Origin of the sequence: Bacillus sp. GBSW19 (genome assembly GCF_002998655.1) — a bacterium.
GTDB lineage: Bacteria > Bacillota > Bacilli > Bacillales > Bacillaceae > Bacillus.
In genome coordinates this window covers 674700-691627 of the sequence record NZ_PVRF01000001.1, presented here as the reverse complement: position 1 = coordinate 691627, position 16928 = coordinate 674700, and the positions used below count along the sequence as shown (strand labels likewise).

Genomic DNA, 16928 nt, shown 5'->3' with positions numbered 1-16928 from the left:
GAAAAGAATCAAATACGTTTCAAAAATAAGCATAGTAAACAGCAATCAGCTTTACGCTCATCGAAGGTTTTTTCTCTTGATTCTTTTTGTGACTGTACCCAGAATGATCATATGTCGCATGAGAACATTTCAGACGGCGAAATTCTCTTTTTTGCTCTATTTGGGTAGAAAGAATGACATACAATCTCTTCTCTTAAAACATCACGTTAAATCAAGGTATATGAATGAATAAGAAAATGATTCCATTTGGTGGAAAATCTTTATTAGTTAACATAATAAAATTATTGTATATGAAAAAAGAACGCCCCTTTAAGGACGCTCTTCATGAATCGCATTAAAACAAAGAAAGCTGGTTTTGATCGGGAAGTGCTTCTAAGCAGCCTTGACGATCTAAATATTCTAGGATCGTTTTCGACACTTTTCCGCGTTTTTGTAAATCTTCTTTTGAAAGGAATTCCCCGTCTTGTCGTGCGCGAACAATATTTAACGCAACGTTTGTTCCGAGTCCAGGGATCGAGTTGAATGGCGGAATTAATCCATCTCCATCAATGATAAACTCTGTTGCACTTGATCGATAGAGGTCCACTTTTTTGAAATGGTAGCCTCTTTCACACATTTCAAGTGCAAGCTCTAGTACAGTTAATAGGTTCTTTTCTTTCGGTGATGCATCTAGACCTTTTGAGTTAATATCGTCCATGACTGCTCGAATCGCATTCGATCCTTTTGTCATCGTTTCGATATCAAAGTCATCTGCACGAACGGTAAAGTAAGCCGCATAGTATAAAAGTGCATGATGCACCTTGAAGTAGGCAATCCGTACAGCCATTAATACGTAAGCAGCTGCGTGGGCTTTAGGGAACATGTATTTGATCTTTTTACAAGAATCAATATACCAGTTCGGTACATTATTATTCTTCATTTCTTCTTCCCATTCAGGGGGAAGTCCCTTTCCTTTACGAACAGACTCCATGATTTTAAATGCGAGTGACGGCTCTAAGCCCTGATAGATGAGATAGACCATAATATCGTCACGACACCCAATCACTTCACTTAGTTCACACGTTTTATTGTGAATGAGTTCTTGCGCGTTTCCGAGCCATACATCCGTCCCGTGTGATAGTCCAGAGATCTGAACGAGCTCTGAGAAGGTCGTTGGTTTTGTATCCTCAAGCATTTGCCGAACAAACCTTGTCCCAAACTCCGGAATACCGAGTGTACCTGTTTTACAGCCAATTTGCTCTTCTGTTACACCTAGAGGCTCTGTTCCTTGGAAAATTTTCATCACTTCTGGATCGTCTGTTGGAATCGTTTTTGGATCGATTCCGCTTAAATCCTGTAGCATACGAATAACCGTTGGATCATCGTGCCCTAGTATATCAAGCTTGAGCAAGTTGTCATGGATTGAATGGAAATCAAAATGCGTCGTTTTCCAATCAGAACCTGTCGCATCTGCTGGATATTGAATTGGTGAGAAATCATAAATGTCCATATAATCCGGCACTACGATAATACCGCCTGGATGCTGGCCCGTTGTCCGTTTGACCCCTGTACAGCCTTGGACAAGCCGGTCGATTTCTGCGCCCCTCATATGAAGATTATGATCTCCAGCGTAGCCTTTCACGTAACCATATGCTGTTTTTTCTGCAACAGTACCAATCGTACCTGCTCGGTATACATACTCTTCACCGAACAGCTCTTTCGTATAGTTATGTGCAATCGGCTGATATTCACCTGAGAAGTTCAAGTCGATATCAGGGACTTTGTCTCCTTTAAAACCTAAGAACGTTTCAAACGGAATATCATGTCCGTCTTTTTTGTACGGCGTACCACATTCTGGACAGTCTTTGTCAGGAAGGTCAAAGCCTGAACCAACAGATCCGTCATTAAAGAACTCCGAATGCTTACAGCTTGGACATACATAATGCGGAGCAAGTGGGTTCACTTCGGTAATCTCTGTTAATGTTGCAACAAGAGATGAGCCGACAGATCCCCTTGAACCAACAAGATATCCATCATCAAGTGATTTCTTTACAAGCTTATGAGAGATTAAGTAAATAACGGCGAATCCATGGCCGATAATACTTTTTAATTCTTTCTCAATACGGTCTTCTACAATTTTCGGCAAATCATCTCCGTAGATGCTGCGCGCCATTTGATAGCTCATTTCCCGTATTTCTTCATCTGCACCTTCAATTTTTGGTGTGTATAGGTCATCTTTGATTGGTTTAATGCTTTCGACCATCTCAGATACTTTTTTCGTATTCGCCACGACGATCTCTTTCGCTTTTTCGTCTCCTAGGAAGGAGAATGCTTCAAGCATTTCATCTGTCGTTCTAAAATGAACTTTTGGCAGTTCGTGACGGTTAAGCGGATTTGCTCCACCCTGTGATGAAATTAAGATTTTACGATAAATTTTGTCTTCTGGATGCAGATAATGCACATTTCCAGTTGCCACGACTGGTTTATTGAGCTTTTCGCCAAGCTTCACAATGTTTGTGATGATTTCTTTTAACGCACGTTCATCTCGAACAAGCTCCAGCTGCAGCAGATGCTGATACACTTCTGGCGGATGAACTTCTAAATAGTCGTAAAATGCTGCAATGTCTTCCACCTCATCAGGTGATTTTTGCATCATCCCTTCAAAGACCTCACCCTTATCACAGGCAGACCCGATAATTAAACCTTCTCGATATTTCTCAAGCTGTGAGCGCGGAATGCGCGGCACCCGGTAGAAATAATGAATATGAGAAAGAGAAACAAGTTTGAATAAATTTTTCAGACCGGTCTCATTTTGTGCGATCAGAATGGCATGGTAAGGACGTGAGCGCTGGTAGGCATTAGACTGACCCATGTTTTCATTCAATTGATCGTGATAGGCAATTTCTTTTTCAGCCGCATCTTTTAGCATCTTCAGCATGAGGTAGCCTGTCGCCTCTGCATCGTAAATGGCCCGGTGATGCTGCGTCAGTTCTATATCGAACTTTTTACAAAGTGTATTGAGCCGGTGATTTTTAAATTCAGGGTAAAGGAATCGGCCAAGTTCAAGTGTATCAATCACAGGGTTTGACGCTTTATCTGTTTTTAACAGGCGTTTGTACGCTGCATTTAAAAAGCCCATATCAAAACTTGCATTGTGCGCAACAAGGATATCTTGTCCAATCCATTCTTTGAAATCGCGCACGACATCGACGACATCTGGAGCATCTCTGACCATATCATCCGTAATACCCGTTAATTCGATCGTTGTCGCTGATAATGGGTGATGAGGATTTGCAAATGCCTCAAAGCGGTCAATGATTTCCCCGCCTTTTATTTTCACTGCTGCCAGCTCAATGATCGTGTCATAAACGGCTGAAAGTCCAGTTGTCTCTACGTCAAATACGACATACGTCGCGTCATCTAACAAACGGTGCTCCGGATTATAGGCAATGGGTACTCCGTCGTCGACCAAGTTGATTTCCACACCGTACATCATTTTGATGTCATGTTTTTTACTTGCTGCATACGCATCTGGGAAGGATTGTACAACCGCATGATCCGTCAGGGCAATCGCTTCATGTCCCCATTTTTTTGCTTGTTCCACCAGCCTGCCAATGCCAGTGACAGCATCCATTTGGCTCATTGGGGAATGCAAATGAAGCTCGACACGTTTTTCACCCTCAGGTGCCGTATCCTCTTTCAGCTGAGGTTTCATTTCATTGACGTCATTGGCAATCATGACAAGGTCTCTGACAAACGTATCGTTTTGAATGCTTCCTCTTGCTTTGACCCACATGCCTTTTTTCAATGATTTCATCAGCTGGGCATCTTCTTTTTCTCTTGCAAACATTTTGATTAAAATACTGTTTGTATAATCTGTAATCTTAAAGATACAAAGCGTTCTGCCGCTTTTCAGCTCACGCGTTTCTGCATCGAATACGTAGCCTTGAACGGTGATTCTTCGTTCCTCATCCATAATACTATCAAGCGTACGAATTTCTTCATTGTCTTTAATTTGATAGCCAATCATGAGAGGACCAGACGGAGCTTCATCCTGCTCCTCACTTTCCTTCTTCTCCATCTCAGTGAGGGCTTGCATCGCTCTTTCTTGATCTTCAGCAAGCTTTTGTTCTCTGAACTTCTGAATCTCTTGATCTGATACAAAAATTTCTGTATCGAATTGCAGCTCTGGAAAGCCCACTTGTTTAAAAGCAGCCTGGAGCATTGGGCTGTACTTCTTCTTGATGGCCAAAGCCTCTGTTTCGCTTTTCGTTTTGATGATGATTTTATGTCCAGACAGCGATGGTTTTTGCTGCTGAAGCAAGCTGATGATTGGAGGAGAAATTCCTTGAAGCTCTTCCACACAATGTGACCAATACGATTGAACGAGCTCTTCAGAGATGTTCGGATCATTGACTTCAATCGTACAAGTGACTTGTGCAATATGAGAAAATGCATTTGTCAGCCTGCTGAGAAACATCGCATATACCTTGTAAGGCAGAAGCGCCTTAAATTTAAAAAGGAAATGCCACGTTTTCGTCGCCTTATGCACCGTCAATTTGACGATTTCTCCTTCTTCAAAGTAACGACTGAGGTCATCATCTGTCATTTGAATCTGATTGAGTAATATATGAAATTGCCGCCGTGTGATCGGTAATTGTTCATCCAAGACAGAACCCTCCTTTTGTCAATCAGAAAGGTACCTCTTTTCTACAGGAGGTACCTTCATTTTTTTGTTCGTTTTTATGCTTGGCGTATAAATGAAATCAGCTCATCAACAGATACTTCATGTGATTCACCTGATTTTCTAAACTTCACTTCAACAATGCCTTCTTCTGAACGTTTTCCGCAGCTAATGCGAATTGGCAGCCCAATTAAATCACTGTCTGCAAATTTTACTCCGGCACGCTCTTGGCGGTCATCGAAAAGTACGTCAAAGCCCTCATCTTCTAAGCGCTCGTATAACGTTTCAGCCAGCTCTTTTTGAGCATCGTTTTTCATATTTAATGCAAGGAGATGAAGGTCATATGGCGCAACAGTTTCGGGCCAAATGATTCCTTTCTCATCGTGATGCTGTTCAACAATTGCTGAAAGAGTTCTAGAGATACCGATACCATAGCATCCCATAATCATTGGCTGCGCTCGTCCATTCTCATCGAGGTACGTCGCATCCATTGACTCAGAATAACGAGTGCCTAGTTTAAAGACTTGTCCTACTTCAATCCCTTTGGCAAATTGGATTGTGCCTTCTCCATCTGGAGAAACATCTCCTTCTTGAATCAAACGAAGATCTGTGAATTCTTTCACTGATACATCACGCGCAGGATTGACATTGACATAGTGATAATCCGCTTCGTTTGCACCTGCGACAGCATTTGTCATGCCTTTAACCGCAAGGTCTGCATAAATATCGACTTCTGCTTCCAGCTTCACAGGACCAACAAATCCAGGCTCTGTTCCAATGACTTCTAGTACTTCTTCGCGAGTAGCAAGCTCTACAAGCTGTGCTCCTACCAAGTTTTTCACTTTCACATCATTTACTTCATGGTCGCCTCTAGTCAGGATTAGAACATACGCATCATCTGCTTTAAACAAAACAGATTTGATACAAAGAGAAGAATCAACTTCTAAAAATCCAGCGATGTCTTGAATCGTTTTCACTTGCGGTGTGTGGACTTTTTCAAGTTCTTTGAAGTCCGCAGGATTTGCTTCTTCTCCGTGATAAACAGCTTCAGCCATTTCAATGTTCGCAGCATAGGAAGATGTGTCAGAGTATGCAATTGTATCTTCTCCTACTTCTGACAGTGCCATAAACTCATGTGTATCTTTTCCTCCCATTGCACCAGAATCTGCAATGACTGGTCTAAAATTAAGACCTACTTTTGAGAATACATTGGAGTAAGCTGTAAACATCTTGTTGTATGTGTCATCAAGGCTTTCTGGTGAAGAATGGAATGAGTACGCATCCTTCATAATAAATTCACGTCCGCGCAGCAGCCCAAAACGCGGTCTCTGTTCATCGCGGAATTTTGATTGAATTTGATAAAGAGTTAAAGGAAGCTTCTTATACGATTTTACTTCGCTGCGTACGAGTGATGTGATCACCTCTTCGTGCGTTGGGCCAAGTGCGAACTCGCGGCCATGACGATCTTTCATACGCATCAATTCTGGACCGTATGTATACCATCTTCCTGACTCTTGCCACATTTCTGCCTGCTGCAGCACTGGCATTAACAGCTCAGCTGCTCCTGCCTTTTCCATTTCCTTGCGAACAATGGATTGAATATGCTGGATGACTTTATGAGCAAGCGGCAGATAATGATAGATTCCGCTTGTATTTTGTCTAATGAACCCAGCTCTTACTAAGAGCTGATGACTTTTTGCCTCAGCATCTGCCGGCACCTCTCGAAGAGTTGGAATGAAAGTCAGGGATTGTCTCATGTCGTTACACCTCATTTATGAAATAGGACTACTCACAAAAACTCTTGTTTCCCGTAATGAGAAACAAGAGACATTGGTTTTTATAAAAATAATCGCTGGATGTCATTCCACGTAACCACTAGCATTAACAGCATGAGGAATGCAACACCGATAAAGACAACAAGTGCTTCTTTCTCACGATTAATTGGTTTACCACGAATGGCTTCAACAAACAAGAATAGTAAACGTCCTCCGTCTAGTGCAGGAATCGGTAATAAATTCACGATGCCTAAGTTGATACTAAGGAACGCCGCAAACTGCATTAATGTTAACACACCTTGCTTGGCTACTTCTCCTGTCATGTCATAGATCCCAACAGGACCTGCTAACATATCTAGTGAAAATTGTCCTGTGACAATTTTTTGCAAGTTCGTTAAAATCAGTCCTGCTGTTGAAATCACAGTCGTTCCTGAGGATGAAATAACCTTCAGAAATCCATTTTCAGTTGGCGGATAAGATCCGAAACGGCCAATGCTTTTTCCGTCTGCTTTCACAGCTTCTGGTACAACCTGCACAGTGCTTTCTTTGCCGTCTCGGTCAATGACGACATTCATTTTTTTCTCAGGGTTCTTTTGAACGGTTTGAACGACGTCTGTCCAAGAATTCATTTTATCCCCGTTAATGGACACGATGTGGTCTCCCTGCATGAGTCCAGCTTCTGCCGCTCGGCCGTCTTTCGTCAGCTTGCCGAGTACAGGATCATCAACGGTTACCCCTTGAATAAAGCCTAAAGCAACCAAAATCACATACGCCAGGATAAAGTTCATAATCGGTCCAGCTGCGATCGCTTTAATACGCTGCCATACCGTTTTTGATCCAAATTGACGATTGTATGGTGCGATTTGAATTTCTTCACCATCTGCAATATAAAAGCTTGTTTGACTGACATTGTAGCCAGTTAAAATATCTTCATTTCCAGCTTCATATCCTGAGATTCTCATGGCATGATCTAAATCAATCTGCTCAACTTCGATGACAAGTGCATCAGGATATTTTTCTTTGTCATTTAAAATGATTTTTTCTACTTCATTTTGCTCATTGAATAAGAGCCCCACTGTATGACCTGGTTTAATTTCAATGACTTCAGGGTCCTCTCCTGCCATTTTAACAAATCCGCCAATAGGGAGCAGTCTAATGGTATAAACGGTTTCCTTTCGTTTAAAGGAGAAAATCTTCGGCCCAAAACCAATTGCGAACTCGCGGCATAAAATCCCCGCTCGCTGCGCCATAATTAAATGGCCAAGCTCGTGGAAAAAAACGAGCGTTCCAAAAATAATAATAAACGCAATCACTGTATTCACGAACATACCACCTTATGTGAGGATTGATTGAACAAAGTCTCGTGTATCTTTGTCCACTTCATGGATATCTTGCAAACTAGGCGTTGAAATCACATGATGTCTATTTAGTGCCTTTTCAATCAATTCTTCAATTTGCAGGAACGTTACTTTGCCTTTCAGAAATGCATCAACTGCCATTTCATTTGCTGCATTGAGCACAGCAGGCATTGTCCCTCCTATTTTACCTGATTCATAAGCAAAATGTAAGCAGCGATACCTGTCAAAATCCGCTTTTTGGAAATTCAATTGTCCAATCTCCCAAAGGTTCAATGATTTCGCTTCTGGTAATGGCGCCCTGTCAGGGTATGTGAGTGCATATTGAATCGGCACTCTCATGTCTGGTGTCCCTAACTGAGCCATGACGCTTTTGTCGTGAAATTCCACCATCGAATGGATAATGCTCTCTTTATGTAACAGCACATCAATTTGTTCATACGGTATATCAAACAACCAATGTGCCTCAATCACCTCGAGCCCTTTATTCATCATCGTCGCTGAATCAATGGTAATTTTCGCTCCCATTGACCAGTTTGGGTGGTTCAGCGCTTCTTCAACCGTAACACCTTCAAGTTCAGTTCGTTTTTTATCTCGGAAACTACCACCTGAAGCTGTCACGATTAAGCGTTCAATGTTTTTAGCTTGTTCACCTTGCAGGCATTGAAAAATAGCGGAATGCTCACTATCGACAGGAAGTAAAGGTACATCATATGTTTTCGCGTACTCTTTTACTATATGACCAGCTGTGACAAGTGTTTCCTTATTTGCGAGTGCAATCGTCTTTTTTTGTTCAATGGCCTTTAATGTTGGAACAAGCCCAACACTTCCTACAAGTGCATTGACCACAACGTCCACTGCATCATAGGTCGCTGCCTCGATGTTGGCTTCATCACCAGCAGCCATCTTGACATCGTATTCAAATGAATGACCTTTTAGCGTCTGATAAGTCTCTTCACTTAAACATCCGACAAATTCAGGCTGAAACTGTTCTATGATTGGAATGGCCTTATCTACATTTCGGCCAAATGTCATGGCTTTCAGCTTAAATTTGTCTGGGTGCTGCCTAATCACATCTAATGTTTGTTCTCCAATTGATCCTGTTGCGCCTAATAGCGAAATATATTTCAAATTGCCACTCCTTCTCTCGTTCAATAAGTTTCTATGAGGTTAGCTGGCAAACGTTGCGAGCAGTAAATATAAAAACGGCAGAACGAACAAAAAGCTGTCAAACCTGTCCAAAATCCCGCCATGTCCAGGGAGAATTGTCCCTGAATCCTTTACGTGATAATGACGCTTTAAAGCAGATTCCACAAGGTCGCCAAGCTGTCCAAAGATACTGAGCAAAAGAGTAATAAACATAACAAGCAGATATGATGGCAAAAATCCTGTAACCGCCTGAAACACAAATGACAACACGACCGCTGTGACGATTCCGCCGATAAATCCTTCTACTGTTTTGTTTGGACTGATCTCTGGCCAGAGCTTTCGTTTCCCCATAGATTTCCCAATAAAGTAAGCACCTGAGTCAGTGGACCAAATAATCACTGCTGCGAAGAAGATCGCACTCATGCCATATAAGCCTCTAATTTGGATGAAATAATAGAAACTGACGCCAATATATAATGTCGCTAATACAACAAAAGCAACCTCATCGAATGTGAAAGAGTTTTTGCTCAACACTGTATAAGTTAAAAGGATTAAGACTGCAAATAAAGCAATTTGCATTTTTGATGCGTCTACGTTCGGGAAGAAGCTGTTCTCTCCGCCCATTAAAAGCCAAAGCAATATTAAGCTGACAATACCAGGAAAGCTGAAAATCGATATCTTTTTCATTCTTAGAAGCTCAAAGAGAGCGACACTTCCCATTAAGTAAATCAGCAGGGTAAATGGCATCTGTCCATATATAACCGCAAGTAAAAAGACTGCAGCTGCCAAAACACCCGTCAAAATTCTTTGTTTCATCTGCACCACCCTCTAAATTCCACCGAACCTCCGGCCGCGGCGCTGGTATTCTCCGATAGCGCCTATAAGATGCTCATCAGAAAAGTCAGGCCAAAGCACATCCGTAAAGACAAACTCGCTGTATGCAATTTGCCAAAGCATAAAGTTACTTAATCTAATTTCTCCACTTGTGCGAATAAGCAAATCCGGATCTTGAAGAGATTCTGTCATTAAATAAGCTGAAAACATCTCTTCTGTGATGTCTTCTGCTTGAAGCTTACCTTCTTTGACTTTTTCAGAAATTTGTCTGCATGCGGAGACGATTTCTGTGCGCCCTCCATAGTTGAGCGCAAAATTCAAAACGAGTCCGTCGTTATTCGCCGTACTCTTTACTGCGTTCTCTACCGCTCTTTTCGTATGCTGCGGGAGGCCGTCTGGATCACCTGTTAAGCGCACACGGACATTTTCCTCGATGAGTTCAGGCAGGTAGATGTTCAAAAATTCTTCAGGAAGCTTCATTAAAAAGTCTACTTCTAGTTTTGGACGTTTCCAATTTTCCGTAGAGAAAGCATACAAAGTCAGCACTTTGACATTCAGCTCATTTGCAAGCTTTGTCATGCGCTTGACGACTTTCATTCCTTCATGATGTCCTGCTACCCGTGGAAGAGCACGTTTTTTCGCCCATCTTCCGTTCCCATCCATGATAATGGCGATATGTTCAGGAATTTCTCCATTTAATATGTCTTCTTTTGTCAGGCTTTCTAAGTTGGAAGCAGCAGTTTGCTGATTCTTCCAATTTTTGAGTATATTGAGCATGAGATTCCTCCATCACCCAAAAAGGTTGCGTTCCCGCTAATAATATAGTCACCAACAGTATTAACAAAAAAACCCCCTGTAAACATGAAGAGGGTCTTTTCACTATTATCTATTGTACATAGTTTTTTCTTAAACTTCCATGATTTCTTTTTCTTTATCTTTCGTCACGTCATCAATTTTAGCGACATATTCATCTGTCAATTTTTGAACATCCTCTGTCGATGATCTTAATTCATCTTCAGTGATCTCACCATTTTTCTCAAGCTTTTTCAACTCATCGTTTGCATCACGACGAACATTACGAACAGCTACTTTTGCTTCTTCTGAATATTTTCTTACCACTTTCACAAGCTCTTTACGTCTTTCTTCTGTTAGTGCAGGAATCGCAATGCGGATCACATTTCCGTCACTTGTTGGCGTGATGCCAAGATCAGACTTTTGGATCGATTTTTCGATATCACCGATGGCTGTTTTATCATAAGGTGTGATAATCAGCATACGTGCTTCTGGCACTGTGATTGACGCGATTTGGTTGAGTGGTGTTTGTGCACCGTAATAATCAACCGTCACTTTATCAAGCAATGAAGCATTTGCTCTGCCCGCACGAACAGTTGCTAGTTCACGTCCGTATGCTTGAACAGCTTTTTCCATTTTTTCTTTCGTTTGGTTCAATACTTCTTTTGACACGTTATTTCCCCCTCACAATCGTTCCAATTGATTCGCCATTTACGGCACGTTTAATATTTCCTTCTTCCATAATGGAGAATACGATTAATGGAATGTCATTGTCCATACATAATGAGGACGCAGTAGAATCCATTACAGCAAGCCCTTCTTTTAACACGTCAAGATATGAAAGCTTATCATATTTTACTGCATCCGCATCTGTACGAGGATCAGCACTGTAGACACCGTCTACATTATTTTTCGCCATTAAAATGACATCTGCTTCAATTTCTGCTGCACGAAGTGCTGCCGTTGTATCTGTAGAGAAATAAGGGTTACCAGTACCTGCAGCAAAAATCACGACACGTTTCTTCTCAAGATGACGGATCGCTTTTCTTCTTATGTATGGCTCTGCAACCTGTCTCATTTCGATAGAGGTTTGTACCCTAGACTGAATGCCAAGCGTTTCTAGGCTGTCCTGTAGCGCGAGTGAATTCATCACTGTTGCCAGCATGCCCATGTAGTCTGCTGTTGCACGGTCCATTCCCAAGTCACTGCCTGTCTTACCGCGCCAAAGGTTTCCTCCGCCTACAACAACTGCAACCTCAACATCAAGCTCTGCAATTTCTTTTACTTGCTTTGCAATTGATTGAATGACAGTTGGGTTAATTCCATTTCCAGCATCACCTGCTAGTGCTTCGCCACTTAGCTTCAGTACAATGCGATTATATTTCGGTTTGCTCATGATAACCTCCAAGTGTAAACTATACCGTCTCTTATTATGCGTAAGAAACTGTCTTTTGTAAATCAATATCCTCTAAAAAATAGGGAACACAGTGCTTGTGCTCCCTAAAAAAGCCCCAGAGAGCTTTTCAAACATTATTTTTTCACTTGGCTCATAACTTCTTCAGCAAAGTTGTCTTGACGCTTTTCAATACCTTCGCCCACTTCATAGCGAACATAAGTTTGAATGCTTGCGTTTTTCGCAGCTACTACTTGTTTCACTTTTTCATCTGGGTTTTTAACGAATGCTTGGTCAAGTAAGCAAATTTCTTCGAAGAATTTGTTTAGACGGCCTTCTACCATTTTAGCTACGATATTTTCAGGCTTTCCTTCTTGAAGCGCTTGCTGTGTTAATACTTCGCGCTCACGGTTTGCTTCTTCTTCTGACACTTGGTCACGAGAAATGTATTTAGGGTTTACAGCAGCAACGTGCATTGCAATGTCTCTTGCAAGCTCTTCGTCAGTTGTTCCGTTAAGAACAGCTAACACACCGATGCGTCCGCCCATGTGTAAGTAAGAACCGAATGCTGCGTTATCTTCTTTCGTGATAACAGAGAAACGACGTAGAGTGATTTTCTCTCCGATTTTTGCAATTGCAGATGTGATATGCTCTTCAACAGTTGAACCGTTTTCCATTTTAGAAGCATGAGCTTCTTCAATTGTTGCAGGTTTAGCAGCAAGCAAATGATCAGCAAGTTCGTTAAGAAGTGATTGGAATCCTTCGTTTTTCGCAACGAAATCAGTCTCAGAGTTCACTTCTAGGATCACGCCTGTGTTGCCGTCAGTTTTGATAAGAGTTAATCCTTCTGCAGCAATACGGTCTGCTTTTTTCGCAGCTTTTGCAATTCCTTTTTCTCTTAGAAGATCGATTGCTTTGTCGATGTCACCATCAGTTTCTGTTAACGCTTTTTTACAGTCCATCATACCTGCACCAGTTTTTTGACGCAGTTCTTTAACTAATTGAGCAGTAATTGCCATTTTACATTTCCTCCTTCTATGTTAAAACACGGATTACTAGGTGAAAAAAAGGTGATAAAAGGCATTTCCCTCTTATCACCTTTTGAATAGGTTACGCAGTTGTTGTTTCAGTTTCTGTCGTTTCTTCTACAACAGCTTCTTCTTCGCCTTGTTTAGACTCAAGAATCGCATCTGCCATTTTAGCAGTTAGAAGTTTTACAGCACGGATTGCATCATCGTTTGCAGGGATCACAACATCAATTTCGTCTGGATCACAGTTTGTGTCAACGATACCGATGATTGGGATATTCAATTTACGAGCTTCTGCAACTGCAATACGCTCTTTACGAGGGTCGATAATGAAAAGTGCATCCGGAAGACCTTTCATGTCTTTGATTCCGCCTAGGAATTTTTCAAGACGCTCTAATTCTTTTTTCAGTTGAACGACTTCTTTCTTAGGAAGAACATCGAATGTACCGTTTTCTTGCATTTTTTCAATATCTTTTAAACGTTTGATACGTTTTTGGATTGTTTCAAAGTTTGTTAAAGTTCCACCAAGCCAGCGTTGGTTCACATAGAACATACCAGAACGGATTGCTTCTTCTTTCACTGAATCTTGTGCTTGCTTTTTCGTACCAACGAAAAGGATTTTCCCTCCGTCAGCAGCAAGGTTTTTCGTGAAGTTGTAAGCTTCTTCTACTTTTTTCACCGTTTTTTGAAGATCGATGATGTAGATACCGTTACGCTCTGTAAAGATGTAACGCTTCATTTTTGGGTTCCAACGGCGCGTTTGGTGACCGAAGTGAACACCAGCTTCTAGCAATTGTTTCATAGAAATAACTGACATTTTGTTGCCTCCTAATATAATGGTTTTTTTTCCTCCGCTCAAGTCATGTTCACATAAAACTGCGCCACGGCAGCACCTTCATACGAATCATTAAGCGTGTGTATTTAACACCAAGAAATAATATAACACATGATGGACTGACAATCAAGAATCCTTTACAGCTTTCCGCTAAATTTTAATAAAAGCTCGATTTCTGTCTTGCCCGTTTTCAGTTCTTTCGCTATTTCTTCTAGCGAATGCCCTTTGTCATATAAGGTCTTCACTTGGTCCTCGAATGTTTCTTCTATTTCACTTTCAGAAGGCACAGAAGCTTCTGATTCAAGATGTGGAACGGGTTCGTTTACCTTCTCTTCCTGCACTTCAACTTCACTAAGGAGAGCCGACAAGTGCTCTGGTACTGGATCTTCACTTTCTACCGATTGCTGGGATTCAATTGGTGGTTGTGGCTGCTTTGGTGTCTGAAAATCCGATTTCAGCTCTTCAGCAGAAAAATCAGGGGAAGCGGCTGCCACTTTTGATAGTTTGTCATTCTCTTCTTTGACTTCCATCAAAAATGCAGCCAGCGTATTTTCCGTTTCTTCTAGAAGTTCTCGCTGCTTTTGTTCAGTTATCTTCAGCGAATTCATTCTCGTATATAAAATGATCACAAAATAAATAAGTGCAGCATGAAGCATGAAGCTAATCAGCCATAACATATTTTTTCACTCACTAACTCTTTAAGATTGAATGGCTTTATCAAGCAGATGCTTAAGCTTGAACAATGCCTTTGAATGAATTTGCGAAATGCGCGAGGTCGATAAATTGAGCACATGACCGATTTCTGTTAACGTCAGTTCCTCTTTATAGAAAAGACTGATCACGAGCTTTTCTTTTTCCGATAGCTCGGTCATTTTTTCAGCAAGCTGTTCTATTAATTCATCTTTCAGCATCTTCTCTTCAGGTGTCACTGTTTTCTCGTCGCGAATCATGACTTGGACGTTTTCACCGTCTTCTTGATCATGCAGCTTCTCGTCGATTGAAAGCAGATTCGCAAAGAAACCTTCATTCATTGTTGTGACAACATCCTGTTCACTCATGCCAAGTTCCTCTGCCACTTCTGTCGGCGTCACATTTCGTAAATAGCGCTGTTCAAGCTTTTCAATAGCCGCTTCTACTTTTTTTGTTTTTTCTCTTGATGTACGAGGCAGCCAGTCCTCTTTACGAAGACCGTCGATGATGGCCCCGCGGATTCTGAAGGATGCATATGTATCAAACTTCAGATCTCTTCCGGGGTCGAATTTTTCAAGGGCATCATATAAACCGAGCATCCCTAGACTGATCAAGTCTTCTTTATGCACTGACTTCGGGAGTCCGATGGAAATTCTTCCAACATGATATGTGACGAGCGGCATATAGCGGCGCATAAGATCATCTCCAGCAGCTGGGTCCTTCCACTCTTTCCATCTAGCCCATAGCGCCTGATCTTCGTAATTTAAGGATTGCATCTTTCTCCCCCTATACTTCCTTAGTTATATCTTCATAGTGCCTTGCTTCACAGTGCGGATCTCAAGCTCTGTCGTAAGCGGATCAAATTCAATCGTACGGCCATTGTTCCCGCCCGTATCCTCACTAATGATCGGGATGCGATAAAGAGACAGATGTTCTTTAACAGCTGATACGTTTCTAGGTCCAATTCTCATCAGATCATTGGTTGACTTAAACTTAAACATTTCTGCGCCGCCAGCAAGTTTTGCCTTTAGCGCATGTTTGCGTGCTCCTTCTTTAAGAAGCAGATCAATTGTATGCTTGACACCTGTATCTGCATATTTAGCCAAGTTCTCCACTGCCCCTTTTGCAAGGGATGAGTCTGGAAGCATGACATGGACAAGACCTGCCAGTTTTTTTTCTTGATCAAACAGAACAAGTCCTACACAAGAACCAAGTCCGGATGTCCGAATGCGGTCCGGTGTTTTCACAATCTGAACATCCGCTATACCAACCTTTACAACTGCCGGAATCTGAACGTTCATTACAGGTTACCTAATGCTTTGAATAGTTTTTCAAACGATTCAAAGTCTGGTAATAGAAACATATTTCCTTTCAGCTCTTGCTTATTTTGATCATCAAAAATCGATGTATCAATCACAATTGCCTGATCCCCTAGAGGGCTGAATTGCATTAACCCTTCACTAATGACAGCCCCGAACATATCGAGCGTAACATCTGGAACACTTGGGTGAAGCTGCAATTTTGTTAAATCGGCAAGGGCTGATAAATAAGAGCCTGCTAAAATATTTCCCAGCTCGTGTAGTGCTGACGTCCCCATCACATGCTCGTGAATGGTATCAATATCAAATGCCGGATCCTGTACAAGCTCTCTTACAAATTGCTCTGCTTGCTCAAATGGCATAATGAAAAAGATAGAGCCGGATAAATCTCCTTCCATCCGCAGGAAAATACTTGCAACTGGGAGGTCTGCACCGCCAAAGAAATCCATTAATTCTTCAAACGAGAGAACCTTGACAAACGGAACAGCCATATCTATTTTGCGATCCAATAGGCTGGCAAGAGCAGACGCGGCGTGGCCTGCTCCAATATTCCCAACCTCTCTTAATACATCCAGCTGTTCATCTTTTATTTCATTGAAAATGCTCATTTCACATCCTCCTTAATGAACAGGTGCATCTTGAACGCTCTTGTCGAGGACGGCACCAGGATGAATGATATTAAATAGACGCTGATCATGCTTAATGATACCTGTCACCCATGATTGTCCTTCTTTTTCAGCTGATTCAGGAGAAGATTCTACTTCTTCTTGATGGACTGTAATGACATCATTCGCTTCATCAACAATCCAGCCGACTTCAATGTCACCAACTTGTACAATAATCATTCTTGTTTCATCTGTAATGTCGTTGTCAGTTGATCCAAGTCTGACTCTAAGGTCGATGACAGGTGTCACGACACCGCGCAGATTAATAACACCACATATATAAGGGGCAACGCCAGGGACTCTTGTCGGCTGCTGCCATTTTTCAATGGACTTTACTTCTGATACTGAAATGGCGTATTCTTTTTTGTTTACGATAAACACAATCATCTTTTCGCCAGTTTTGATATCTGTACTCATTTCAGACCGCTCC

At 41.6% G+C, this 16928-nt stretch carries 15 protein-coding genes; all 15 read right to left on the bottom strand.

Annotated features, from left to right (window positions below):
- Window positions 1–334: 334 nt before the first annotated feature.
- Window positions 335–4588, bottom strand: coding sequence for a PolC-type DNA polymerase III (locus tag C6344_RS03655; protein WP_240667871.1), 4254 nt, complete (start codon window positions 4586–4588; stop codon window positions 335–337).
- 134 nt (window positions 4589–4722) lie between these two features.
- The gene (locus C6344_RS03650) at window positions 4723–6420 is read right to left on the bottom strand and encodes a proline--tRNA ligase (protein ID WP_060596281.1); all 1698 of its coding nucleotides are present in this window, start codon (window positions 6418–6420) and stop codon (window positions 4723–4725) included.
- An 80-nt stretch (window positions 6421–6500) separates the two neighbouring features.
- Window positions 6501–7766 (bottom strand): RIP metalloprotease RseP, encoded by a 1266-nt coding sequence (gene rseP / locus C6344_RS03645; RefSeq protein WP_095285177.1) that lies wholly within the window; start codon window positions 7764–7766, stop codon window positions 6501–6503.
- Window positions 7767–7772: 6 nt separating this feature from the next.
- Window positions 7773–8924 carry a 1-deoxy-D-xylulose-5-phosphate reductoisomerase gene (gene dxr / locus C6344_RS03640; RefSeq protein WP_060596277.1) on the bottom strand — a complete coding sequence of 384 codons (1152 nt, stop codon included), beginning with the start codon at window positions 8922–8924 and terminating at the stop codon, window positions 7773–7775.
- A gap of 39 nt (window positions 8925–8963) precedes the next feature.
- Window positions 8964–9758 (bottom strand): phosphatidate cytidylyltransferase, encoded by a 795-nt coding sequence (locus tag C6344_RS03635; protein WP_060596276.1) that lies wholly within the window; start codon window positions 9756–9758, stop codon window positions 8964–8966.
- A 12-nt stretch (window positions 9759–9770) separates the two neighbouring features.
- Entirely contained in the window at window positions 9771–10553 is a 783-nt protein-coding gene (gene uppS / locus C6344_RS03630) for an undecaprenyl pyrophosphate synthase (RefSeq protein ID WP_034662319.1), read from the bottom strand.
- Window positions 10554–10682: 129 nt separating this feature from the next.
- Complete coding sequence (gene frr, locus C6344_RS03625) at window positions 10683–11240, bottom strand: ribosome recycling factor (RefSeq protein ID WP_003212469.1); 558 nt, start codon at window positions 11238–11240, stop codon at window positions 10683–10685.
- A 1-nt stretch (window position 11241) separates the two neighbouring features.
- Window positions 11242–11964, bottom strand: coding sequence for a UMP kinase (gene pyrH, locus C6344_RS03620; protein ID WP_008344767.1), 723 nt, complete (start codon window positions 11962–11964; stop codon window positions 11242–11244).
- A gap of 134 nt (window positions 11965–12098) precedes the next feature.
- A complete protein-coding gene (gene tsf, locus C6344_RS03615; protein ID WP_012009978.1) occupies window positions 12099–12980 on the bottom strand; it encodes a translation elongation factor Ts in 882 nt (293 codons plus the stop codon).
- 91 nt (window positions 12981–13071) lie between these two features.
- On the bottom strand, window positions 13072–13806 hold the full coding sequence (rpsB, locus tag C6344_RS03610) for a 30S ribosomal protein S2 (RefSeq protein ID WP_003212093.1): 735 nt from the start codon (window positions 13804–13806) through the stop codon (window positions 13072–13074).
- Window positions 13807–13961: 155 nt separating this feature from the next.
- Window positions 13962–14501 carry a hypothetical protein gene (locus tag C6344_RS03605; RefSeq protein WP_060596274.1) on the bottom strand — a complete coding sequence of 180 codons (540 nt, stop codon included), beginning with the start codon at window positions 14499–14501 and terminating at the stop codon, window positions 13962–13964.
- A 21-nt stretch (window positions 14502–14522) separates the two neighbouring features.
- The gene (locus tag C6344_RS03600; protein ID WP_012009976.1) at window positions 14523–15290 is read right to left on the bottom strand and encodes a FliA/WhiG family RNA polymerase sigma factor; all 768 of its coding nucleotides are present in this window, start codon (window positions 15288–15290) and stop codon (window positions 14523–14525) included.
- Window positions 15291–15314: 24 nt separating this feature from the next.
- Window positions 15315–15815, bottom strand: coding sequence for a chemotaxis protein CheD (locus C6344_RS03595; protein ID WP_106030845.1), 501 nt, complete (start codon window positions 15813–15815; stop codon window positions 15315–15317).
- Window positions 15815–16441 carry a chemotaxis protein CheC gene (locus tag C6344_RS03590; RefSeq protein ID WP_034662328.1) on the bottom strand — a complete coding sequence of 209 codons (627 nt, stop codon included), beginning with the start codon at window positions 16439–16441 and terminating at the stop codon, window positions 15815–15817. Before C6344_RS03590 ends, C6344_RS03595 begins: the two co-directional genes overlap by 1 nt.
- A 12-nt stretch (window positions 16442–16453) precedes the next feature.
- Window positions 16454–16915, bottom strand: coding sequence for a chemotaxis protein CheW (locus C6344_RS03585; protein WP_034662331.1), 462 nt, complete (start codon window positions 16913–16915; stop codon window positions 16454–16456).
- Between the last annotated feature and the right edge of the window lie 13 nt (window positions 16916–16928).